The following is a 23,098-nucleotide window of genomic DNA, read 5'->3' as shown; positions in this document are numbered from 1 at the left end:
TCCAGATGAAAACACTAATTGTTGATGATGAAAGACATGTTAGGGATGCTATCCAACTGCTGGCGAATTGGGAAAGCCTCGGGATCAAGGACATATTGCAGGCCGCTGATGGTGAGGAAGCTATCGAATTAATCCAAGAGCATTCTCCTCAGATTGTTATGACGGATATGCGCATGCCTCGGAAAGACGGAGCAGAGCTTCTGTCCTGGCTTCATACCTATATGCCTGAGATCAAAGTGATCGTTATCAGTGGATATGACGACTTTGAATACGTTCGTCATACGATTCGTAACGGAGGGATGGATTATATACTTAAACCTGTCAATCCTGTTGCCCTGAATGAAGCACTAGAAAAAGCGACAAAGGCATGGTACTTGGATGAGGAGAAGCGCCGCCTTAGCACGAATCAGAGCATCGAAGTGAATCAGATGAAACCACTCTATTTAGAGCGTCTTTGGACAGATCTTATCATGGGAAGAGGACATAAGGACTCGCTGATTGGACAGCTTCGAGACCGAATTCCGCTGCCGGAATATGTAACTACCTGTTCTGTAGCAATCATTAATGATTTGCAATTTGACAGAGATCTGCTGACCAAGTTCCGGAACAGACGAGATTTGCTTGCCTATACATTGATCAATATTTGTAATGAACTGCTAAAGGACACAGGGGCAGCATTCCGTCATATGGATAAACCAGGCGTGATCATCATCCTTTGCTGGGACTCTAACATCTCCTTTTCAAAAATACTGAATGAGATGAATAACGGAATATACATTACACTTCGCCGCCGTATCCACTTCGGCACAGGGAATACGATGAACTTCCCAGAGGGCCTCCCACAAGCCTACCAAGATGCGGAACAGGCTCTTTGGTGCCGTAATCTGCTAGATAACCATCAGCATATCCGTATCCACCAGGATCGCTGTGTGAAGAGCAGTGGAGCTAGAACCTTAAGGCTTGCATCCTATGAGGAGAAATTCAGACTAGCGGCACTAAGCGGCAATAGAGAACAAATTGAAGCTGCTGCAGACCAATGGCTGATGGAAGTACGGCGTCGAGGAGCCGTTTCCCCTGAGCATCTGGTTCGCTGGAACTCTGAATGGGAGTGGCTGCAGCATTCATGGACCGAGCCCGAAGTAATTGAAGGGCAAACGCCTGAAGAAGATGTTGAAATTTCTCAGGATCTCCCTTTTCTCCTTCCACTGAATGAAGATGGAACACTCTCTTGGGATCGCTGGAGGCAGCAAATTATTGGACGAATATATGCCACCTCCCAAGTGATGACCCAAATGCATTCGAGAGAAAATCATATCATTCATGATATTGCCCGTTATTTGGAGAATTCTTATCACGAGGAGATTTCACTGCAAGATATTGCATCCCGTTTCTATTTAAGCCGGGAGTATATTTCAAGGAAATTTAGACAGGAATTTGGCGTTACACTGTCTGATTTTCTCGGACGAATCCGGATTGATAAAGCCAAGTTACTGCTTCTTAACCCTCACTTAAGAATGGTTCAGATTGCTGAAATGGTTGGTTACCATGATGAAAAGTATTTCAGCAAAGTATTCAAAAAACTCGAAGGACAAACACCCAATGAGTATCGTAAAGAAAAAGCGATATAGGCTTGATTCCATATGATTTGGGTATATTTAATATAGTGAAAGAAGCACGAATACACTGAGTTTATCCGTCATACAATCATCCATACCTTGTTGAGGAGGAGATACGATGTACAGAACCAACACTTATCGGTGGTGGAACGTCATAGCTTTTCTAGCCGTCATCACGGTGAACATCTTGTCTAACACCTTGCCTCTCGGTGGGAGAAGCACCAAAGAAATATCAGACCAGTTTTACATAAACATAACGCCCGCCGGTTATGCCTTTATCATATGGTCAGTAATCTATATTTTGCTCGGCGGATTCGTTATCTATCAACTTCGCAGGGAAACCGGTACCCGTGATTCCGTCCTTTCCATTTCGATATGGTTTATACTCAGCTGCCTCTTTAACATGGCTTGGCTCTTCTTATGGCACTACCTTTATATTGAATGGTCCGTTGCTGCCATGCTGATGCTTGTAATCACTGTCAGTGTTATATACCGCAAGACACGAAGAATCTCTTATCCTACAACAGGAGAAATGCTACTAATAAGACTCCCGTTCAGTATATATCTCGGATGGGTATGCGCAGCTTTCCTTGTAAACGTCGGTATCGTCATTCATAAAAATGGCTGGTCCCCGCTAGGTCTAACCGAATTAGGCTGGAGTATTGCCCTACTGTGCATTGGAGCTATACTTGCTCTACTGATTAGTTATCCATCCCGTGACAGTATTCTTCCACTCGTATTCGTCTGGGCATACATCTCCATTGCAGTAGAACATAAGGATGTAGATAAAATCCTGATCACTTCCTTTATTCTAGCTGCCATTCTATTCATCTATGCGATTTGGTTATTCTTCGTACGTAGTCGGGAGCGTAATTAATAAAAGAGCTGTTCCGATTTGGATCCATCTGGATCCTGAAACGGGACAGCTCTTTTTAAAGCTAACGCATTATTTTTTTACAGCAATAACCTCAATCTCAACAAGACCGTCCTTTGGAAGACGAGCTACCTCGACCGCGCTCCGCGCCGGGTACGGCTCTGTGAAGAAACTTCCATATACTTCGTTCATTGCGGCGAAGTCATTCATATCCTTCAAGAATACAGTTGTTTTAACAACTTGATCAAGGCTCGTTCCAGCCTCTTCCAAAATCGCTTTGACGTTACTTAAAGAATATCTTGTCTGTTCAGCAACGCCCTCTCCAAACTCTCCTGTCTCCGGATTTAGCCCAAGTTGACCGGAAGTGTAAACAAATCCTCCTACTTCAACACCTTGGCTGTAGGGTCCGATAGCACCAGGTGCCTTTGTCGTTGATAATATGTTCTTTGTCATATGTATTCTCCCTTCCTATTTCCATCCCTTAGCATTCAATTCTAATGGATCTGTTTATGAGTTTATATCATTCACCTAGAACATGTATAACTTCATTAGGATATATATGATTTCCTCTAGTATGAGTTGCAGAAATATTAACCATGGCCTTGGCCACCTTCCAAGCTGGCACTGCACGATACTGAGCAAGTCGTCCTCTAAAGGCAAAGTCGAGCTTTGTCATCAAGACAGAACCAACCCCCTCTAAGAATCGCCTTTCATCTCGTTCACCAAGTAACAACGACGGTCTAAACAGATGAAGCCCCGGAAGCTGAAGCCGGCATAACTCCTCCTCCATCTCACCTTTAACTCTACTGTAAAAAGCTTTAGCTTTCGGATCAGCACCAACACTGCTTATAGCCAAAAATTGACGGACTTGCGCCTGTTTGGCTAACTTGGCACCTGCTACTACATAATCCAGATCAACTTTCCGAAACTGCTGCTGTGATCCGGCTTTTCGAATCGTTGTCCCAAGACAGCTAAATACACTATCAACACCTATAAACGCATCTCCATAATGATTTAGCTGGTCCCAATCTATCTGGATCACAGACAGTTTTGGATGGGTTATATCGATCGGACGCCGAACAAGGAGCCGCACTTCATCAATAAATTCACAATTCAGCAACTGCTCTGTAACCTGACGTCCTACCAGCCCTGTGGCTCCCATAACGAGAGACGTCATTCCCAATGGAAGCTCCCCCCTTTTTCCTGACTCAAATTATATCACGTAGTATTTTTCGTCCAAGTGTAAAAGCCGTCAGCAGCATGACCATGCCAACGAATGCTTGAAAGCCATACTGTTGTATCCAATCAGGTGTACCCTCCATGAATTTAAACACCTGTCCACCAATCATAGGTCCCAAAAATGAGGCTAACCCCGTAATAGCTGAATACATCGCTATAAACATTGGCCGATCTCCCTTAGGTGTATCCCCGATCATAAAATTGAATGCCAATTGGTTGAATCCCCCGACACCTGCTCCTAGAAGCATATGAGACAAGAGTAGAACCGGAATAACCGGCAGCAGGGACAAAAGCCCCCAAGACAGGCAAGACAATGCAATAATCGGCAGTGTCCAAAACAACAACCTGCGGTTGCTAAAGCGTGCATTCAAATTACCCCATACATAGAACCCCATCATCATGATGGCCGTCTGAGCCACCGTCATAATCGAGACAACGGCGTAAGAAACATGCAGCACATCCAGCATAGCATATGAATAGAGAGGCACAACTAATGTTTGTAAAAACAGCCACCCGCCAAGAAATAGTGTTGATTTGATAAAGGGCTGATCTGCGAGTGGTTTTTTCACCATTGGCCAGAATTCCCGTTCCTTCGAATGTTCAAACGGAGGATCTGGATATAAGAAGAATAACGATAAATTCACCGCAATTGCAATCCAAGCCAGTATGAACAAGATCAGAAAACCTGTTCCTCCCGGATACCGATCCAATATCATTCCACCAACAAAGAGAACCACAGCACCTAAAGCATTCAGTATCGTATTTCGGATACCGAAATAACGTCCCCTGACCTTCGAAGGAACGATGTCGCTAATAATTGATGTCCAGAGCATTCCAGATACCGTACCGGCAATAAAAGCTCCCATATACATGACCAAGAATGCAGGAAGCCACCACTGCTTATCAAACACAAATGGTATAACACCTGTAGCTCCCCACATCAAACGGTTCAGGATCGTAAACACAATCATCGCTTTCTTCCGATACTGTAACCGTTGAATCAAGTAAGCAGTTAAAATCTGAAGAATGTTAAAAAACGTGGTGACAGCGAGCACAAATCCCACTTCTCTGGACTCAGCGCCCAAATAAAGCAGATAACCTGTCAAAAACGGACCTCCAAGCAGCGTCTGATAAATAACGGCGGGAACACCTTCCCAAGTCGCTGTTAGCAGATGTTTACGCTGATTGGAAACCAGGCGCTGTGGTCTGTGCATAACTCTTACAGCCTTGATGGGGATACACTCCTTTGGTGTCTTATATGGGCTGAACACACTCTCTTTGACCCCATTCTACACCCAGAACATCCACTGTCAATAAGGCAGTAAAAATATATTTTCAAGCCGCTCAACCTTTAAGATACTTATTCAAAAAAGACGGCTGTCGTTCCATGAACGATAGCCGTCTACCACCTATATTAAGCACGATTCGCGCTCTTTTTCCAAGTGAACATCCAAGAGACAAAGGGCTTCCAATCTCTTTGAAATAGCCCTACGGAATTCGCCTCCGCTTCATATTCAGGTTCCATTAAAGGGAGGGGCTCTTCATCTAGCATCTTATAATACCTCAAATGATACGTACTAACGGTGTCCCCTTGCAGGGTAACTACGTGATCATCTCGAATTTCGATTATTTTGCCAGTTACAACCTTGGTGTTGTACATGATAGCCCCGCCCTCTCCTTAATGGAATGAAGTCATAAACAAATCATTAGTCCTTGAAACGTGCACTCCAATCCGAGTACTCACGCTCTGCCGCATCCTTTGAATGTCCATAACGTTCTTGAAGCTTGCCTACGAGCTTATCTCTTTCACCGGCAACCACATCAAGATCGTCGTCAGTCAATTTGCCCCATTGCTTCTTAGCTTCACCTTTGAGTTGATTCCATTTCCCTTTAAATACGTTGTTGTCCATGCTCAATCACTCCTCTATTAATAAAATAGTATTTCTTATGATCATAGCCATTTGTCTATATTTTCGATTACCCGGGTCACCCTTTTCTGAATCCTTTCCTTTGTGCTGGAACCCCTGTTTTGATCCAAAAAATCAGCATGAAGAATTAAATTTTAATTAAAAACTCAAGTTCTAAATAATTAGTGATTATTTTCACATAAAACTCCTGTTTTATATGCTAAGATTCCATCGAATGGTAGTCATACCGACTCACCTTTCCAAGCTTTTACCGGGTAAAAAGCCGCATATTTTCGCTGTTTGACGGAATCAGGCACTGGCTAAAGCCGTATTCCGGTAATGTCATACGTTATTAAAATGTTTCAACATTTTAATACCATATTTTTCACCAAATTTTAAACAAAAAAGTGGAGGTCATCTGTATGAAAAAGAAATTGTCCATCATTTTGTCCGGCACTCTGATCCTTGGCGGTCTGCTCGCAGGTTGCGGAGGAGATAAAGCTCCAGAAACCGATGCAAACAAAACCCAAACTGAAGCACCTGCTGGTCAAACAGCAACTGGAGAACTGAAAGACGGAACTTATTTTGCACAAGGTGAAATGAACGAAAAATCCGGTTGGCAGTACAATGTAACGCTGAAAGTAGAAGGCGGAAAAATCACTGATGCAGACTGGAACGCAACGAACATCAAAGCAGGTCCTGATAAGAAAACTGTCTCTGAATCCGGTGAATACGGTATGAAAGCTGGCGGTGCTCAAGCTGAATGGCACGAACAAGCTGAAAAAGCTGAACAATTCCTGATTGAGAAACAAGATCCTGCAGCAATCACAGTAAACGATGAAGGTAAAACAGACGCAATCAGCGGTGTTTCCATTTCTGTGAATGAGTTCGTAGAACTTGCTCAAAAAGCTCTGCAAGCAGGTCCGACAGAAGCTGGTCCATATAAAGATGGCGCTTATCATGCAGAAGGCGAAATGGATGCGAACAGCGGCTGGAAATCAACAGTTGATTTGACTGTCGTTAACGGCAATGTTGTTGCAGCTTACTTCAGCGGTGTTAACGAAGCTGGCGAAGACAAACAAGACTTCTCCAAAGATGGAAAATATGGCATGAAAGAAAAAGGTGGCGCTCAAGCTGAATGGCACGAGCAAGTTCAAAAAGCTCAACAGTTCTTCCTTGAGAACCAAGGCGTAGGTAGCGCAAGCTTCAACGACGAAGGTAAAACAGATGCAATCAGCGGTGTTTCCATCGGCGTTCAAGAATACTTCACACTTGCAGAAAAGGCTCTTGAAGGAGCTAAGAAGTAACACGTACAACGCAATACACAAGCAGAAGATCGGGAGTTATCTCCCGATTCTGCTTTTACAATACACTGTATCTAACGAGGTGAGTTTATGAAGAAGATAGTTTTATTAGGCGGAGGTTACGGCGGCGTACTGACGGCTAAAAAGCTAGCTAAAAAGTTTAAAAAGAATAAAGATGTACAAATTACACTCATAGATCGCAATCCCTACCACACCTTATTGACAGAGCTGCATGAGGTAGCTTGTAACCGTACACCGGAGGATTCGGTCAAAATCGACCTAAAAAAGATATTTGCTGGTCAAAATGTGAATGTTGTTCTTGATGAAATTAACAACATCGACTTCGAAGGTAAGAAACTGACTTCTGAAAATGCTGTTTATGAATATGATTATCTGGTTATCGGTACTGGCTGTAAGCCAACCTTCTTCGGTATCCCAGGAGCAGAGGAAAATGCATTCACACTCTGGTCATTTGAAGATGCTGTCCGTTTGAAAGAACAAATTCGTCACAGCTTCCGCGAAGCTGCTAAAGAGCTGGATCCTGCCGTTCGCAAGTCCAAACTCTCCTTCGTTGTTGTAGGTGCCGGCTTTACCGGTGTCGAGCTCATCGGAGAGATGGCTGAGTTCCGTGATGAACTGTGCAAAGAATTTTATATTGATAAATCCGAGGTTCGTCTCGTTGTAGCCGATATGGCTCCAAAAATCTTGCCGATCCTACCTGATAAGCTAATCGCTAAATCTGAGAAGCACCTTCGCAAAATGGGTGTTGAAATCATCACCGGAGCTAAGATTACCGGTGTTGGTGAAGACCGCGTTATTCTCGGAGAAGGCAATGAAATCATTGCCAGCACCATCGTATGGACGGCTGGTGTTGAAGGTTCCGACCTGGTCGGCAATCTAGATGTTCAGCAACAAGGACGTAAACGTATTGTAACGAACGATAAACTGCAAAGTGTTGACCATGAGAATGTGTACATCGTCGGGGATAACATCTTCTTCATTCCAGAAGGCGAGACTCGTCCTGTACCTCAAATGGTCGAAAACGCAGAGCACGCTGCACCACTTATCGCACATAACTTACATGCAGATATTATGGGTGGTACGAAAAAATCTTATAAACCGTCATTCCACGGTACAATGGTCTGCATCGGCAGCCGCTATGGTGTAGCCAATGTAGGTTTACCGAATAAAATGTTCATGCTGACCGGATTTATGGCGATGCTGTCCAAACACTTCATCAACATGTTCTACCTGTTTACAGTGGCCGGTTTCAACAAAGTATGGACTTATATGATGCATGAATTCTTCCATGTAAATAACCGTAGAAGCTTCCTCGGAGGACATTTCTCGAAACGTTCCCCGAATTTCTGGCTCGTTCCGCTACGCGTATATCTGGGCTTTATGTGGCTGAGTGAAGGCTGGGAGAAGATGCTTAAAATCATTGACGATCCGAACCGGATCTTCCTGATCCCTCCTGCTCCAACACCAGATGGAACAACCGCAGCAACTCAAGCGGTCGAAGCTGTTACTCAAACCGTTGACGCACAAACCGCTGCTTCTGCAGTGTCGACAGCAAAAGATGCTGTTGAGGCTCTTCCTGTACCAGGATTCATCAGCGATATGGTCAGCGGATTCATGGATATGTTCTTCTACACCGCAGACGGCGGTTACACTGCTCTCGCTTCTGTGTTCCAAGTCGGCATGGTTGCCGCAGAGATCGTGTTCGGTCTGATGCTCATTGCTGGTCTGTTCACAGCCGTTGCTTCCATCGGTACTATCGCAATGGGTGTTATGATCTGGACTTCGGGTATGGCTCCTTATGAAATGCTCTGGTTCGTAACTGCAGCGATCGCAATGATTGGCGGTTCCGGAAGCACACTTGGTCTTGACTACTATGTTCTGCCTTGGCTCAAGAAGCATTGGAAAAAGGTTCCGCTCGTTAAAAGATGGTACTTGTATACTGATTAGGAAAAGATATTGATTGATAAGCGGAAGTCATATGCATATCTAGTTGCATATGACTTCCTCTGTAACTACAGATGATTAAAGATTTTGATCCATAACAACGTCTCGAAGGAGTGGGCTTAATGAATTCTCGACTGATGAACGATACCTTCCGTCTACTGCAAGAAGAATGGTCTCCGATTGCCGGAATCGTTCTCGATGTCCCTTGTCGTGATATGAACCGGATGGCTGACGTGCTGGATCCTCATCAGTTGGAACCTAAACGTCAGATTGTCCTGATGGCACTCTACAGCTTACTGTATATGGCGCAGGAGCGACATCAGGATTGTTCTTTCAGCAATCCTGAGCTGACCAAGCATATATTAGATGGTGATTACCTATATAGCTTCTATCTTCAATTAGCTGTTAAATACCGTGAGACCGATCTGGTATGCTATTTGGCACCGGTGCTCAAACGGCAGCAAATCGCTTTAGCCGAAGGACGATGGGTAGATGAAGATCTAACGAAACATTTCGAGACGTTCTTATGCGATGAATTTAATCAAAAACAGGCAGGCAGAGCAATGTAACGGGGAGGAATCCGAGATGAAACTGCACGAAGCGTTAAACATGGATATCAACCGGGTGAACCGGGAAATCGAGAACATTGTCAAATTTGATCCCGACCTCCCCCGCTCATCGATTGTAGCCAAAAGTGTGCTGGAGTTAGTCCGCTCCGGCGGTAAACGTCTTCGTCCCGTGATGGTACTTGTAGGTGCCCGCTTCGGATCAAAATCTCTTGGCCGCAAACAATGGCAGCTTGCCGCTGCTGCAGAATTTATACACGCTGCTTCACTCATCCATGATGATGTGATAGACCGGTCTGATCTGCGCAGGGGACAGCCTGCCATGCACTTAAAGACTGGCGTGAGCTCGGCCGTTCATATCGGCAACTATATGTCACTGCGTATTGTAGAGCTGCTCTCCCAGTATTCTTCCGAACAAGAACGATATGTTCATGATCTATCTTCATTAGCCAGCACCCAGCTGTGCATTGGAGAGTACCAGCAGATGACCCATGCCTTTAACTACGATCAGACATTGGAAGAGTATCTGGAGAAATCTCGTAATAAAACAGCACAGCTGATGGCGACATGTCTTCGGACAGGCGCCCTCTCGTCAGGCTGTGACACGCATACTGCTGATCTGCTGTATGAGTTCGGCGAGTGTCTTGGACTGCACTTTCAAATTCAGGATGACCTGAAGGATTTCACACAAGATGCAGCTACACTCGGAAAGCCAGCTGGGAGCGATCTCCGTCACGGACAGGTTACGCTTCCTGTCATGTACGCCCTTCAGGAGCCTTCCTTGTCTCCAATGATCCGCTCCATTGGCCCAGACTCCTCTGAAACAGATATCGAGCAGGTACTTGAAGCCATACGCCAGTGCGGAGCACTGAAGAAGACAGAAGAATTCAGCCGTACGTTTCTGGATCGGGCTCAGGCCATCATCCAGCAATTATCCAGCTACCCTGCCCATGAAGATCTGAAAGTTCTTCTAAAGTATTTCTCTGCAGCATAATAAAAAAGGAGTTATCCCAAAAGATCAAAAATCTTGCGGGATAGCTCCTTTTTCTATAGTTAGACGCTACGGGTACGAATCATTCCTCTAAGTTGAACTCGGCGACAAATAATGAAAAAGGTCGAGGGCAAGAACTCTTATGGAGTCTGCCTTCGACCTTTTAAATATGTAGAGTGATGAAAGAGCTGTTCCTTAGTAGAAAAATCTACTTGGGGTACAGCCCTCTTCTGTCTTATACGACCAGCACAGCCGCTCCCAGCGCGATAAACAGAAAGATAAACGCGATATCTTTAGCTGCCCAAGTCAATCTGTACAAGCTTGTTCTAGGCTCGTTAATGACAAATCCTCTGGACTCCATAGAATGAATAAGATCTTGCGCCCTGCGAAAAGCGCTAACTGTCACAGGAACAAGCAGAGAAACCAACATCTTGGCCTTATCCTTCCAAGGTAATTCCTTCAGATCAGCTCCGCGTGAAGCCTGAGCTTTAAGTATTTTATGAGTTTCATCTAAAATCGTTGGGATAAAACGGAGTGCGATACTGATCATCAAGCTAAGCCGCTCCGGGTGCATCCCGATCTTTTTTAAAGGTTTTAGCACACCTTCAAGCCCTAGATTCAACTTGCCTGGTGTTGTTGTAAAAGTAAGAATGGCAGTAAACGAAACCAGTAGAGCCATGCGTAACACGCTAAGTAGACCTATTTCTAACCCCTCTGTATATAAATGAAACGACCCCACACTGAACCAGATCTCTCCGGTCTTAACGGTCAAAAGCTGAACAATAAAAATAAATAACATCAAAAAACGCAGCGGCTTCATCGCTTTCAAATAATATCGAAACGAAATTCGTGTACTCCACATCATGAGAATGGAAAAGAGAGCGGTGATCAACATATCCGGCCATGAGGATACCAGGACAATCACCACTACGTAAAGCAGCATAGCAGCAAGTTTAAACCGCGGATCCAGAGCATGAATCCACGATCCTGTATCAATGCTTCTCCCGATTAACAGCTTGTCGCGCATAATCCTCCCTCTCTTCTCTCCGAGTCATCGCAAGTCCAGCATTTCGCAAATCTGCGATACGCTGTGCTATAGATGCTGCCGTAAAGCATGGATTATCTTGTTCAAGCTCAAATCGCTTGGACAGGATACTCCAGCACCGCAGTGGAAGCGGTACAGCCATACCATGCTGTTCCAAGACTTCAAGCTTGCTGGCAAGCTTACGAGCAGTGCCATCGAAGATACATTCTCCACTATGAAGAATCACCCAGCGATCTGCCGATTCTAGGAGTTCATTCATTCGGTGCGTAACCATAATAATCGTCTTGCCTTCCTCACGGCATAACGTATGCAACAGCTGAATTAACTCTATTCTACTAACAGGGTCTAGTGTTGCTGTAGGTTCATCCAGAACGAGAATATCCGGATCCATCGCAAGCACTGAGGCAATTGCTACCTTACGCATCTGTCCTCCGCTAAGCTGAAACGGACTGCGCTTAAGTAGCGCCGGATCTAGACCCATTTTGTCAAAAGCTTTCAGTGCAAGTTGCTTAGCTTCCTCTTCACTCGCTCCGAAATTCATCGGACCAAAACAGATATCCTTTTCCACCGTATCTTCAAACATCTGTTGCTCCGGAAATTGGAACACTAAACCGACCCGCCGTCGTAGCTCCCGCAGCTTAGGTGATTTCTCGCCTGCACGGATCATTACATCAACCACAGATACAGTGCCTGCAGTCGGCTTAATAATACCGTTGAACAGTTGGAGCATCGTCGATTTACCCGATCCGGTCGTTCCTGCGACCCCGATAAATTCTCCTGAGCTCACTTCAAGATTGATATGACGAAGAGCCGTACTAGCCCAGGGGCTGCGTGCATCATAGTCAAAGCAGACCTGATCTAATTGAATGACCATAAGAAATCCACCAGCTCCTGTTCATTTCCGAATCGTCCTATACTAAACCCTCGCGAGTTCAATTCCTGGGCTAATTTCTGCGAGAAAGGTGCCTCTAGACTGCATAGTGACATCAACTCTTTGTTCGCAAACAGCGCATCAGGTGACACATCAGCAACTAACGCTCCATCACGCATAGCTAGCACTCTCTCTGAAGCCATAATTTCATCTGCATCATGTGTAATGGACAAAATCGTATATTTCCCCTGCTTGTGCATTTCCTTGAGAAGACGAGTCAAATCTTCCCGGGCTTGTTCATCAAGCATGGAGGATGCTTCATCCAGCACTAAAATCTCAGGCTCCATCGCAAGAACTGAAGTCAGTGCGACGCGCTGCTTCTGGCCCCCGGACAACTCAGAAGGATGCTTCAGAAGCAGATGACTAACCCCAAATTGATCGGCATAGCGGTCAATTCTTTCTCTCATATCCGCTTGTGACATACACATTCCTTCAAGCCCAAAGGCAATATCCTCTTCAACCGTACTGCCAACAAATTGATTGTCCGGATTCTGAAACACCATCCCTACCTTTTGGCGGATGGCGCTCAGATTATCTGGTACCAGTGTTAATCCAGCTGTCTGAATCAACCCTGAATTCGGAAATAAAAGTCCATTAAACAGCCGAGCAAGCGTTGATTTACCGCTTCCGTTACTCCCTGCAATGCTCACCCACTGCCCCTTTGTTACCGTAAAACTGACAGAGCGAATGTTCTCTGCCACCCCATCATACGAGAAACTAACATCTTGGAGAGCAAGCACGGGTGAAGCCTGAGGCTCCCCTGGACTCCCACACACTTCAACTTCAATATGGTCTCGGTTACTGAGTTCCGGTTTCTCCATAACAAACTCCCCTCGTCCTCGCAATGCCCCCCATATTCATCCTGTTTAATCTGTAAATCCTGCAAACAAAGACAACTTGGAAAGGGACGGTACTAAATATCTCACTGAGATACCGATCAAAATACCTGTAATAATACCGGTTAACAGAAGTGCCGGTAAGTAATAGAATATGGAAGAAGTCTTAAAAATAATCGAAGCTGCCGTCAATTGACCAATATTATGTGCCACACCACCGGCAATACTTACTCCAATCAGACTCAATCTTTTCCCACTAATCTTAAGCAGTCCATACATCACGATGAAACTGAACACTGCCCCAAAAAGACTGAATAAAAAACTGGAGAAGGTCCCGAAGATCATCGCTGTCAGCACCGTCTTTAGAACGATTAACGTGAGTGCGTCTCTACCACGCAAGAAATACAAACAAGTCAGAACCATAATATTAGCAAGCCCCAGCTTAGCGCCTGGTACCGACATGTTCACAGGTATCAAGGATTCGACAATGCTGAGTACGACAGCTACAGCTGCGAAAATAGCAATAATGACCGTCTTTTTCAACAACAGTGCTGAATCACTAGTTGACAATGACGTCTGCTTCATCCTGATCCACTCCTCCCGAGGTATCTTCAACCTCAACTAGTACTTTATGAGGCAAACAAACAATACTTTGCTTTGCATTATCCACGAATCCAAAGGACAAGCACACTTTATCCGGGCAGTCTGCCTCGATCATCTCGATACCGTAGTTATATACCTTAAGAATATTTGTACCATGATCTGTCTTCACCTCGATGATCTGTTCTTCTTCGGTTAATTCCACCGTTTTGAACAGTTTACCATCCACGGTTATTGTTGCTGTTAAAGGATTGTTGTGATTTTTTTCACTATCATTGCCACCTAGCCATCTCGGAACAAGAAATATAAGCGCTGCTACCAGCAGAACTGAAATCAGTACCAAGTCACCGCGTTTCATAGGCATCTTCCTTATTTTTTGATTATATAAATCTTAGACGTCCTCATTATAACCACTCATCAGCAAACCTTCAATGTAGGATACACCCATTTTCACATGTTTGAGAAAGTTTTCACAAAATCATCACTAAATCCAAAATTTTATTAAAAATTTAAATAAATTATGAGAAGTCTCACATCTCCTCTTCCATACCTTTGCTATAATCCAGTCGAAACCAGGTGGAAAAGAGGAATTGATGTGAAAAAAAATAAGTTCTCACCGTTGCTTGTGCTTCTGTCCGCCCTGCTTATTATCGGAGGATGTAGTAAAGATACAACGAACTCTAACCCTAACTCATCGGAATCGGGTCAGCAGACAGAGATTACAAACCCAATAAAAAAGTCTTACTATATATTTGATACCATCGTTCAGGTAAAGGTATATGACAGCCGGATTACAGACCAACACTTTAACGAAATTGAAGAACTACTTCAGACAATTGACGCTGAAATGAGCCGTACGAATAGTAAAAGTGAACTGCATAAAGTCAATGACAATGCCGGAATCAAACCTGTTCAAGTGTCTGAACAGACATTTAATGTCATTCAAAAAGCTTACGATTACTCAAAGCTGACCGAAGGACGCTTCAATCTTGCTATCGGTCCTCTTGTCTCCTTGTGGAATATCGGAAATGAAGATGCACATGTGCCGGATCAATCCGAGATCACTAAGCTCATTCCGCTCAGTCAATACGACCAAATTGAATTAAACCCAGACACACGCGAAGTATATTTGAAACAAAAAGGGATGATTATCGACCTCGGCGGCATCGCGAAAGGTTATTCTGCAGATGTCATCGCCAAATATTTGACCGATAATGGCTTTAATAGTGCCATCATTGATCTGGGTGGTAATGTGCTTGCACTTGGACAAAAGCCAGGTGGACGGAGTTGGACGATCGGTATTCAGGACCCCGATCTTTCTCGTGGGAACCCGATCGGTAATTTAAAGGTTGAGAATAAGACCATCGTAACCTCAGGTATATATGAAAGATTTTTCGAACAAGACGGGAAGTATTACCACCACATTTTAGATTCGGAGACCGGTTATCCTGTTGATAACAATCTGAGTAGTGTTACTATCCTTACTGAAAAATCTATCGATGCAGATGCATTATCCACCTCGCTTTTCTCAATGGGACTTGAGAAAGGGCTTGAATTTGCAGAACAGTTAGATCATATAGAAGCATTGTTTATTACGAAGGACAAAAAAGTATACATCACCTCAGGCATGGACGAGGTGCTGGAAATGACCAATGACAGCTATACACTAATGAAGTAATTAAAAAGCAGGCCACCTCTTCTGTCGAAGTAGTGTCCTGCTTTTTCATATATTGAACTGTAAGCTATCTAAGCCGTTTCCTTATCCGATCTCATGTATTTCACAAAAATAGCGGCAAATTCCGGGTCCCACTGTGTTCCTCTTCCCTCTTCCAAGATATCCAGCGCCTCTGTAGATCTCATACCGTTACGATAAGGGCGGTCGGAAGTCATTGCATCATACGCATCCGCAACCGCAATAATCCGTCCGTAAAGTGGGATTTCGCTTCCCTTTAAACCATCTGGATAACCTCGTCCATCATAGCGCTCATGATGTGATCGCACCCCTTCCAGATAAGGCGCCATGGCATCAGCTGGTTCGATCTGACGTAAGATATTCTCCCCTTGCTCTGGATGGGATTTCACTTGGGAAAATTCTTCTTCTGTTAATCTTCCTTCTTTCAACAAGATATTGTCCCGCACCCCGATTTTTCCGATATCATGAAGCAGTGCTGTCTTATGCAACAGGTCGATTTCGTCCTCATTAAGGCCAGCTAATCTCCCAAGAACTACAGAATATTCGGCAACACGTAAGGAGTGCCCTGCTGTATAGGGATCTCGTGCATCTAGAGCAGCAGCTAGAGCAGCAAAATAGCTGTCAAGCAGCTTCCGGTTACGCTCTTCTCTCACTTGAAGTCCACGAACCATCATATTAAATCCAGCAACCAGCGTTGAGAATTCGTCGGAATACAGATTTGAAGTCTGAATCAGATTCCCTTCTTTAACCTCATTCATGGCCCGGTACAACTGACGGATTGGACGATGTACATCCTGTGTCAGTAGCAGTGCACCGATGTAGGCAAAAGCAACACCAATCAATAGAATAACTCCAGCCCATCCCCAATACTCTTGCGAAATGATCTCATCAAATTCCTTGAGCCTGATTTGAGCAGCCAGACTAAACAAAAATAACGGGAATGTTCCGATAAGCATCGTACTAAGTAAGAACTTGGTTCGGATCGCAGTAAACACATGTCCTTCAAGCGAGAAATCGACTCCATAACGCATTAATGCCTGCCGCCTAAGCTCTTTTACAACAGGACGAATTGCTGCTACAGTTAAGAAAAACTCGATCATGGCATGACAACTTGCGATCAGTACGGCACCGAGCGATGCTAGCCATATATAATAAAAAGGCATGCTTAGCAGTCCCCGGTTGAGCATCCAGATCGTCATCAAAATGGCAGGTACTGATAACCCGAACAAATGAGGACCGTAGATTCGGTAAACTGCTCGTCTTGGTATACGATGCGCATGAAGATACGCCTTTTCCAGCGACTGAAGATCAGGATTTGGATCAAGCAGGGTGTTCCGGATTAAACGTAATTCCCTCATAAATACATAGATTTCTATCGCAATCATGATGAGAAACGAAACGCCCATAATGCCTAACAATCTTAATCCTTCAATATAAGAAATTTCAAAGGTTGTTATAAGAAGTACTCCGCCCAATACAAGCACGGCAATGAGAGAACCAATCACATAATTACGAATAAGCTGATTTAAGAAGGTCCTATACAGTTGCATAAAATGCCTACTTTCGTCGCAATTAATAGTATTATGCCGCTATAGCACAGCTGCCAATGAATATTGTCGATCTAACAGGTATATATTTCCTATGTATAAAATATCGTTCGAATCGACAAAAAAATCAAGCGATTTTGTTGCATCTGGAATGCGTAATATATTTTGTTTGTATATTCATCTGATTCTGTGGTATAATATTTAGATATAAGTTAATATTTAACCCCGTAAGTTCCTCGCATAATTTAATTTCTATCTCAGATGAAGTTGAGAAATTCCTATTTTCTAACCCAAAAGTAAGAGTTTAAGAATGTTGGTTTTCTGATTCACACTGGAGCGGTCATCGGAGCCGCAAGGACAAAAGAGAGGCAGGGCTTTTGTTGTATTGGAAGTAATGTACCCGATATTAAACTTCAAACACAAGGAACCGACTGATAAGCCTTATATGGCATTCAGGGGTTAAATATACAGGCGTTAAGCGCCCATATTATAAGTACCCTGCAGAATATTTCTGCAGGGTACGTCTATTTCTACAGAACAAAAAAAGTAAGTAAATGTTACATCGCCCTTTAAAATACATATCATGCCATTTATGTTGTCGATTCCCTTCCTTTGTGGCATAATGGAGCCATAGATCACGCAGCCAATAATGAAGGCATTTCGTTTATATACAAACGAGGTGCCTTCGTGTTTATACTCATAAATTTTACATTAAATGTAACATTTCATATTCGGCTGCTCTATAGGAGGTTGAGGCTATCGGTATATGTCTGTAGACGTTCCTTCAGTCCAGAATACGATAACGGAGGATGTTTATATGAGTATTCCAAAAACCGGACACAAGAAGAAACCTAATGACCGAACAGGCATCTTCATATTTGCTGTTTCTTGCATATCAACCGCAGTTCTTATCTTTATCATTGTTGAGATTATACTAGAGAGCATGTTCGCTACATTAAAATAAGACTGAAACAGTCATTACATTTAAATCTTAACTGAGCTCAATCTATGATAAGCATAGTATCGAGTAAAGGAGAATTGACGATGAATTTGAATTTACACAAAATCAACATTAGAGAAACGCTTGTTTCCCAGCTAGCTTTTTTTGATGAACAGCTTAAGCTCTTTCTCGATCAATATCTCCCTCCCGCTCATGATGTACGGACTACGCGGGAACGTAAAAATACGAGAGCTTTCATTGAACGCTACATGTTCAAATTGGAACAACATATAAATAACCATACGAGCGGTGAGGATATTCCTTGTCCTGATTTTGTGTTTCTAGGAAGCACAGTCACTTTACAATATGTCGACAGTAAACAGCTTGTTTCCTATACTTTATGCATGCCTGAGGATTCCGACCCAAGCAAATGTTTCATATCAATCGTTTCACCACTTGGCTTCCAACTGCTTATGGCTTCCAAGAATAGTCAAGTAACCATCGTAACACCAGGCCAGATTGCGGAAGTGAAAGTCATCGATATTCAAATCTAAACTTCACCAAAAATTACGAGTATTGTAGTTATCCCTATTCCAAGGGACGGTTCGAGAGGTCCATTCATGACCAAACGAGCTGTCCTTTTTTTGTGCGTTCCTATATAGATTAGCGGTCATATTACGGTGACATCCGCCTACCCTGCTGCATATGATGCCCAAGGCGAACCATTTTTTTCGAAAGGAGCGTGCAGTTTTGAAAAAACGAGGGAAGCATACAACGGGAAAAAATCAGACCCAGCGATATGTAGTGGACCCTAATACCAGAGAACTTGATTTAACAGGACGTACTGAAGGACGAAACCGTGCCGTGGATAGAGAGGCCCGGGTTCTTTCGTCTATGTCTTTATCAGTTCCGGAAGAAGAAACCATCACCTCTTTTACTGAGGCATCGGATCTTCAACAGGATCAGACGATTAACGAACAGAATGAAGATGACTTTACAGATTTCATGACAATAGACCAGTCCCAGGCTGAAGATAACGCAGAATCCACCCCCATTAAGAACGGATATGACCGGGAGAGCCTAGTGGCTGAAAAACAAATGCCCGGCATGAAGGAGCCGTTTATTTATACCGAGGATATCAGTGAAGGTGCTATTACTGAGAGCCGCATTGCTTCCCGGTCCATCACCTCCTCAAAACTGGCTGCTGGATCGGTTGGGAGTGAAGCTCTTCAGGATTACGCAGTGACCAGTCTACAAATTGCAGACAGAAGTATCTCTTCTCGCAAGCTTGAGAATGGCTCAGTCATGAATGATCATCTGGCGGATGGAGCCGTAACTGACCGAAATATCGCAGACCGTGCGATTAGTGGATTGAAGATAAAGGATGCGAGTCTCACTTCCCAGCAGTTAGCCGATCACAGCATTACCTCGGATAAACTTGCAGATGGATCGGTGTTATCTCGCCATCTCAGTGGTCTAAGTCTATCTACCAGCATGCTTGATGATTCTGCCGTTACCAGCAGTAAAATTGCTTCAAGCGGTGTAGAAACACGCCATCTGGCTAATGAATCGGTACACACCTCAAAATTGGCTGATCAATCTGTCACTACCTTCAAGCTCCGGGAAGGTGCTGTCACCTCTAGCAAAATTGAAGCAGGCGCAGTTGATGGATCTCATATTCAGAATCATTCCATTGCCGGAATTCACCTAACTGATGGAATTATCAATCGGAATCACTTATCTCCAGAAGTAGTTGGATCTGAGCAGCTGGCTGACAATGCGGTCGGCGGGCAGCACATTCAGAAAGGTTCCATCACAACTAATCATTTAGCACAAGGCCTAATCGAATCAGAACAAATCCGGGCAGGTGCAGTTGGCAAGGATCAGATCGGGAACAAAGAAATTCAATCCCGTCATTTGAGTGATTTCAGTGTGACAAACACGAAGATAGCAGATCAATCCGTAGGCACAGCCAAGCTGGTGGAGCAGTCTGTCACTGCCTCGAAAATAGCCGACCAAAGCATTTTGTCCAGCAAGATCTCAGATGAAGCTGTTCACACCCGTCATTTAGGAAAAGGATCCGTCGATTCTGAACAGATTGCTCACAAGGCGCTGCAATCCCGTCACATCAGTACGGGCGCTATCACTGGAGAGCATATAACCGAGGGCAGCATACAAACGCATCATTTTGAGCATAATACCGTTAATTCTGCCGCGATTGCGTCTCAAACCATAACAGAGCGCCACTTATCAGTTGCTTCTGTTGCTTCAGTTCACCTTCAGGAAGAAGCCATTACCGAGGATAAACTTGCACCAGGCAGCGTGACAAGCAGCAAACTGGCCGCTGGTTCTGTGGACGGAGTCATCATCGCTAAGGAAAGTATTACAGCCATAAATCTGGCAAGAGGCGCCGTACGTCAAACCCATCTCGCAGCAGGCAGTGTGGGGCCCTTGACACTACAGAATGGTGCAGTTGGTCAGGAGCATTTAGCTTCACGATCCGTTACAAATAAACATCTTGCATCCTACTCCGTTGAATCGAATGCCATTGCAAACGGAGCGATTACAGCTGAGAAACTCGCGCTCGGGACTATAACCGACTCTGCCATCGCTTCCGGTGCGATACTTCCACAGCATCTAACAGACCATGCAGTCACTTCACTAAAGCTTTCTCCGGAAAGTGTAACAACCGACAAATTGACTGACCTGGCTGTCACATCAGCCAAGCTGGCGGAAGGAAGCGTGTGTTCCTCCAAGATTAAAGAAAAGTCTATTAAGAGCATCCATCTAAGTGACGAATCTGTATCCGCTGATGCTTTGCAAAAGAGTTCGATTACAGCCGACAAAATTGCTTCCCATTCCATTTCGGCACAACATCTCGCACCTGAATCTGTATCAGGAAAACATCTGTCACAGGAATCCATCTACGGGTATCATCTTAAAAAGAATGCCATCACTTTGAATCACCTTTCCGATGAAGTACGTTCAGCAGACTTATTTGAAGATGAAAGTATCCCCGGTCACAAGCTTCAGCGTGGACTTATTTCAGAAACCCATCTCAGCCCGGCCTCAATATCTCGATCCGCCATCCAGGACCATGCCATAAGCGGCGACAAAATTCAGAATGAATCGATATCTGCTCTTCACTTGCAGGACAATATTATCAACGCCAAGCATCTTAAAGAAGGATCCGTCGGACCCTCCCATATTCAGTCAGAAGCTATCAAACGCTCTCATCTTTCTGAAAACAGCATAAGCTCACAACATATCAATAATTCAGCCATAAATGAACGCCATATTGCTGCTTCTTCCATCACGGAAGAACATCTGCAAGAGCAATCCGTATCCTCCCTTCACCTACAGGCAGAGAGTACAGGAGCTAATCATCTACAGCTAGGGGCTGTACAGTCTCGCCATATAAAAGAAGGTGCGGTTCTTCCTCATCACTTGAAGGAACGAAGTATTGGTTCTAAACATATCGAGAAAGGTGCCGTCACATCCGATCATGTACTAAAAGGATGCCTGACAGGAGACAAATTCGCGAATAACAGCATACCAGGCACTAAAATCGTCTCTGGTTCTCTTACTGGCGAGCATCTTGCGGATGACTCCATCGAATCCCGTCATCTCACGCCCGAAGCAATCGCTTCACTTGCCGTAAAAGATGGAAGTATTACAGGAGAGAAGCTTGCAGATGGCACGATTGCAAGTCAGCATATTGCTGATGAAGTGATTACGGGAGAACATCTTGTGCCCGGTTGCATCTCTTCACAGCACCTCAGCACAGACGCTGTGTCTCAATCCGCTATTCAAGACGGTGCCATAAGCGGCGACAAAATCCAAAATGACACGATATCTTCGTCACATTTGCAGGATGACGTCATTACGGCTAGACATATTGAAGAAGGTGCCGTCGGACCTTCTCACATTCAACTGGAAGCTATCAACCGTTCACACCTTGCCGAATGCAGCATCGTCTCACAGCATATCGATGATGCAGTCATCAGCGAACGTCATATTGCTGCTTCATCCATCAAGGAAGCACACCTGCAAAACCAATCTGTATCCTCCTCTCACCTACAGGTAGAAAGTACAGGTTCAAGCCACTTACAGCCTGGGGCTGTGCAGTCCCGTCATATATCGGAAGGTTCGGTCCTTCCTCATCATTTACAGGAGCGGAGTATTGGTTCCAAACACATTGAAAAGGGTGCCATCACATCCGATCTTGTACAAAAGGGATGCCTGACAGGAGACAAATTCGCGAATAACAGCATACCAGGCACTAAAATCATCTCTGGTTCTCTTACTGGCGAGCATCTTGCGGACGGAACTATCGACTCCCGTCATCTCACTCCAGAAGCTGTAGCCTCTCTCACAGTACAAGATGGTAGTCTTACAGGGGAGAAACTTGTTGATGGAACGATTACAAGTCAGCATATAGCCTCAGAAACCATCACTGGAGAACATCTTGCACCCGGCTGCATTTCTACACAGCATATGTCCTTCGTACCGATCCGTAGCGCCAGCGCTCAGCCTGCAGTCCAGCAGTGCGGTCTTGCTGCATTCGCTCTTCCGGAAGCGGAATTGGAATTGGAATCAGAAACGCAATCGGAATATCAAACGATCGAGGTCAGCATTTCATTTGATGAGCCCTTCTCAGCCATTAACTACGTTATTGTAGCCATGAGCAACCATCCTGGTTTCCAGGTGTCACTCAAGCTTCAAAAAATGGACTCCGCCGTTTTTGAAGTCACACGCCAGCCAACATCAAACCAAAGCTATGGGTTTTTATCCTGGATCGCCATCGGTCCTTCTCAATAAACACTTTCTGTGAGGTGTCCCAAACAGTGAATAACTGCTTGGGACACTTCTATATTTGGTATATGAATTGACGCCCGGCACTTTGGTAGTCAAATGAGAATCCTTTGAGCGACAAAATTAAAATAAGCTGCCTCCGGTATTCTACCGGAAGCAGCTTGCATCTTAGCTTTTTGTCATTCAATGTTTACTAGAATGAGGTCTAGATCATACGTTTCATAGGTTT

Annotated in this window: 21 protein-coding genes; 10 read left to right on the top strand and 11 right to left on the bottom strand. The window is 44.4% G+C overall.

Annotated elements, in window-relative coordinates; translation table 11 throughout:
- Nucleotides 1–5: 5 nt before the first annotated feature.
- Together ACFQV5_RS16680 and ACFQV5_RS16675 are read left to right on the top strand one after the other, a co-directional pair.
- Nucleotides 6–1,628: a response regulator transcription factor gene (locus ACFQV5_RS16680; protein ID WP_379248482.1), complete on the top strand. Its 1,623-nt coding sequence runs from the start codon at nucleotides 6–8 to the stop codon at nucleotides 1,626–1,628.
- 106 nt (nucleotides 1,629–1,734) lie between these two features.
- The gene (locus ACFQV5_RS16675) at nucleotides 1,735–2,493 is read left to right on the top strand and encodes a tryptophan-rich sensory protein (protein WP_379248481.1); all 759 of its coding nucleotides are present in this window, start codon (nucleotides 1,735–1,737) and stop codon (nucleotides 2,491–2,493) included.
- 69 nt (nucleotides 2,494–2,562) lie between these two features.
- Here ACFQV5_RS16675 and ACFQV5_RS16670 read toward each other — a convergent pair whose 3' ends face one another.
- From ACFQV5_RS16670 to ACFQV5_RS16650, 5 genes are all read right to left on the bottom strand, one after another.
- Entirely contained in the window at nucleotides 2,563–2,943 is a 381-nt protein-coding gene (locus ACFQV5_RS16670; RefSeq protein ID WP_379248480.1) for a RidA family protein, read from the bottom strand.
- Between the two features lie 67 nt (nucleotides 2,944–3,010).
- A complete protein-coding gene (locus tag ACFQV5_RS16665; protein WP_379248479.1) occupies nucleotides 3,011–3,673 on the bottom strand; it encodes an NAD(P)H-binding protein in 663 nt (220 codons plus the stop codon).
- Between the two features lie 25 nt (nucleotides 3,674–3,698).
- Entirely contained in the window at nucleotides 3,699–4,943 is a 1,245-nt protein-coding gene (locus ACFQV5_RS16660) for an MFS transporter (RefSeq protein ID WP_379248478.1), read from the bottom strand.
- A gap of 200 nt (nucleotides 4,944–5,143) precedes the next feature.
- The gene (locus ACFQV5_RS16655; RefSeq protein ID WP_379248477.1) at nucleotides 5,144–5,389 is read right to left on the bottom strand and encodes a hypothetical protein; all 246 of its coding nucleotides are present in this window, start codon (nucleotides 5,387–5,389) and stop codon (nucleotides 5,144–5,146) included.
- A gap of 46 nt (nucleotides 5,390–5,435) precedes the next feature.
- The gene (locus ACFQV5_RS16650) at nucleotides 5,436–5,639 is read right to left on the bottom strand and encodes a CsbD family protein (protein ID WP_379248476.1); all 204 of its coding nucleotides are present in this window, start codon (nucleotides 5,637–5,639) and stop codon (nucleotides 5,436–5,438) included.
- 419 nt (nucleotides 5,640–6,058) lie between these two features.
- Between ACFQV5_RS16650 and ACFQV5_RS16645 the strand changes: the two genes are divergently transcribed.
- The 4 genes from ACFQV5_RS16645 (at nucleotide 6,059) to ACFQV5_RS16630 (ending at nucleotide 10,465) form a co-directional block, all read left to right on the top strand.
- Nucleotides 6,059–6,943: an FMN-binding protein gene (locus tag ACFQV5_RS16645; RefSeq protein WP_379248475.1), complete on the top strand. Its 885-nt coding sequence runs from the start codon at nucleotides 6,059–6,061 to the stop codon at nucleotides 6,941–6,943.
- 87 nt (nucleotides 6,944–7,030) lie between these two features.
- Complete coding sequence (locus ACFQV5_RS16640; RefSeq protein WP_379248474.1) at nucleotides 7,031–8,908, top strand: FAD-dependent oxidoreductase; 1,878 nt, start codon at nucleotides 7,031–7,033, stop codon at nucleotides 8,906–8,908.
- 119 nt (nucleotides 8,909–9,027) lie between these two features.
- Entirely contained in the window at nucleotides 9,028–9,474 is a 447-nt protein-coding gene (locus ACFQV5_RS16635; protein WP_379248473.1) for a hypothetical protein, read from the top strand.
- 16 nt (nucleotides 9,475–9,490) lie between these two features.
- On the top strand, nucleotides 9,491–10,465 hold the full coding sequence (locus tag ACFQV5_RS16630) for a polyprenyl synthetase family protein (protein ID WP_379248472.1): 975 nt from the start codon (nucleotides 9,491–9,493) through the stop codon (nucleotides 10,463–10,465).
- Nucleotides 10,466–10,697: 232 nt separating this feature from the next.
- On the opposite strand, the gene ACFQV5_RS16625 is transcribed toward ACFQV5_RS16630, so the two are convergent.
- The 5 genes from ACFQV5_RS16625 to ACFQV5_RS16605 are packed head-to-tail and all read right to left on the bottom strand — an operon-like array spanning nucleotide 10,698 to nucleotide 14,232.
- Nucleotides 10,698–11,489 carry an energy-coupling factor transporter transmembrane component T family protein gene (locus ACFQV5_RS16625; protein ID WP_379248471.1) on the bottom strand — a complete coding sequence of 264 codons (792 nt, stop codon included), beginning with the start codon at nucleotides 11,487–11,489 and terminating at the stop codon, nucleotides 10,698–10,700.
- Nucleotides 11,455–12,381 carry an energy-coupling factor transporter ATPase gene (locus ACFQV5_RS16620; protein WP_379248470.1) on the bottom strand — a complete coding sequence of 309 codons (927 nt, stop codon included), beginning with the start codon at nucleotides 12,379–12,381 and terminating at the stop codon, nucleotides 11,455–11,457. Before ACFQV5_RS16620 ends, ACFQV5_RS16625 begins: the two co-directional genes overlap by 35 nt.
- A complete protein-coding gene (locus tag ACFQV5_RS16615) occupies nucleotides 12,366–13,259 on the bottom strand; it encodes an ATP-binding cassette domain-containing protein (protein WP_379248469.1) in 894 nt (297 codons plus the stop codon). The genes ACFQV5_RS16620 and ACFQV5_RS16615 overlap by 16 nt, the downstream gene beginning before the upstream one ends.
- A 45-nt stretch (nucleotides 13,260–13,304) precedes the next feature.
- Entirely contained in the window at nucleotides 13,305–13,859 is a 555-nt protein-coding gene (locus tag ACFQV5_RS16610) for a Gx transporter family protein (RefSeq protein ID WP_379248468.1), read from the bottom strand.
- Nucleotides 13,834–14,232 (bottom strand): NusG domain II-containing protein, encoded by a 399-nt coding sequence (locus ACFQV5_RS16605; protein WP_379248467.1) that lies wholly within the window; start codon nucleotides 14,230–14,232, stop codon nucleotides 13,834–13,836. The genes ACFQV5_RS16610 and ACFQV5_RS16605 overlap by 26 nt, the downstream gene beginning before the upstream one ends.
- Before the next feature lie 237 nt (nucleotides 14,233–14,469).
- Here ACFQV5_RS16605 and ACFQV5_RS16600 point away from each other — a divergent pair, with 237 nt between their 5' ends.
- The gene (locus ACFQV5_RS16600) at nucleotides 14,470–15,552 is read left to right on the top strand and encodes an FAD:protein FMN transferase (RefSeq protein ID WP_379248466.1); all 1,083 of its coding nucleotides are present in this window, start codon (nucleotides 14,470–14,472) and stop codon (nucleotides 15,550–15,552) included.
- Between the two features lie 68 nt (nucleotides 15,553–15,620).
- Here the strand turns inward: ACFQV5_RS16600 and ACFQV5_RS16595 are convergent, their stop codons facing one another.
- Complete coding sequence (locus ACFQV5_RS16595; protein WP_379248465.1) at nucleotides 15,621–17,117, bottom strand: HD domain-containing phosphohydrolase; 1,497 nt, start codon at nucleotides 17,115–17,117, stop codon at nucleotides 15,621–15,623.
- Between the two features lie 814 nt (nucleotides 17,118–17,931).
- Here ACFQV5_RS16595 and ACFQV5_RS16590 point away from each other — a divergent pair.
- From ACFQV5_RS16590 to ACFQV5_RS16580, 3 genes are all read left to right on the top strand, one after another.
- Nucleotides 17,932–18,078 carry a hypothetical protein gene (locus ACFQV5_RS16590; RefSeq protein WP_379248464.1) on the top strand — a complete coding sequence of 49 codons (147 nt, stop codon included), beginning with the start codon at nucleotides 17,932–17,934 and terminating at the stop codon, nucleotides 18,076–18,078.
- Between the two features lie 80 nt (nucleotides 18,079–18,158).
- On the top strand, nucleotides 18,159–18,608 hold the full coding sequence (locus tag ACFQV5_RS16585) for a GreA/GreB family elongation factor (RefSeq protein WP_379248463.1): 450 nt from the start codon (nucleotides 18,159–18,161) through the stop codon (nucleotides 18,606–18,608).
- A gap of 196 nt (nucleotides 18,609–18,804) precedes the next feature.
- Nucleotides 18,805–22,875: a WIAG-tail domain gene (locus tag ACFQV5_RS16580; RefSeq protein ID WP_379248462.1), complete on the top strand. Its 4,071-nt coding sequence runs from the start codon at nucleotides 18,805–18,807 to the stop codon at nucleotides 22,873–22,875.
- Nucleotides 22,876–23,098 lie beyond the last annotated feature (223 nt).

Origin of the sequence: Paenibacillus sp. GCM10028914, assembly GCF_042666275.1 — a bacterium.
Classification (GTDB): domain Bacteria; phylum Bacillota; class Bacilli; order Paenibacillales; family Paenibacillaceae; genus Paenibacillus_AQ.
Note: the sequence above shows the minus strand (reverse complement) of the source record. Positions and strands in the feature narration are given on the sequence as shown.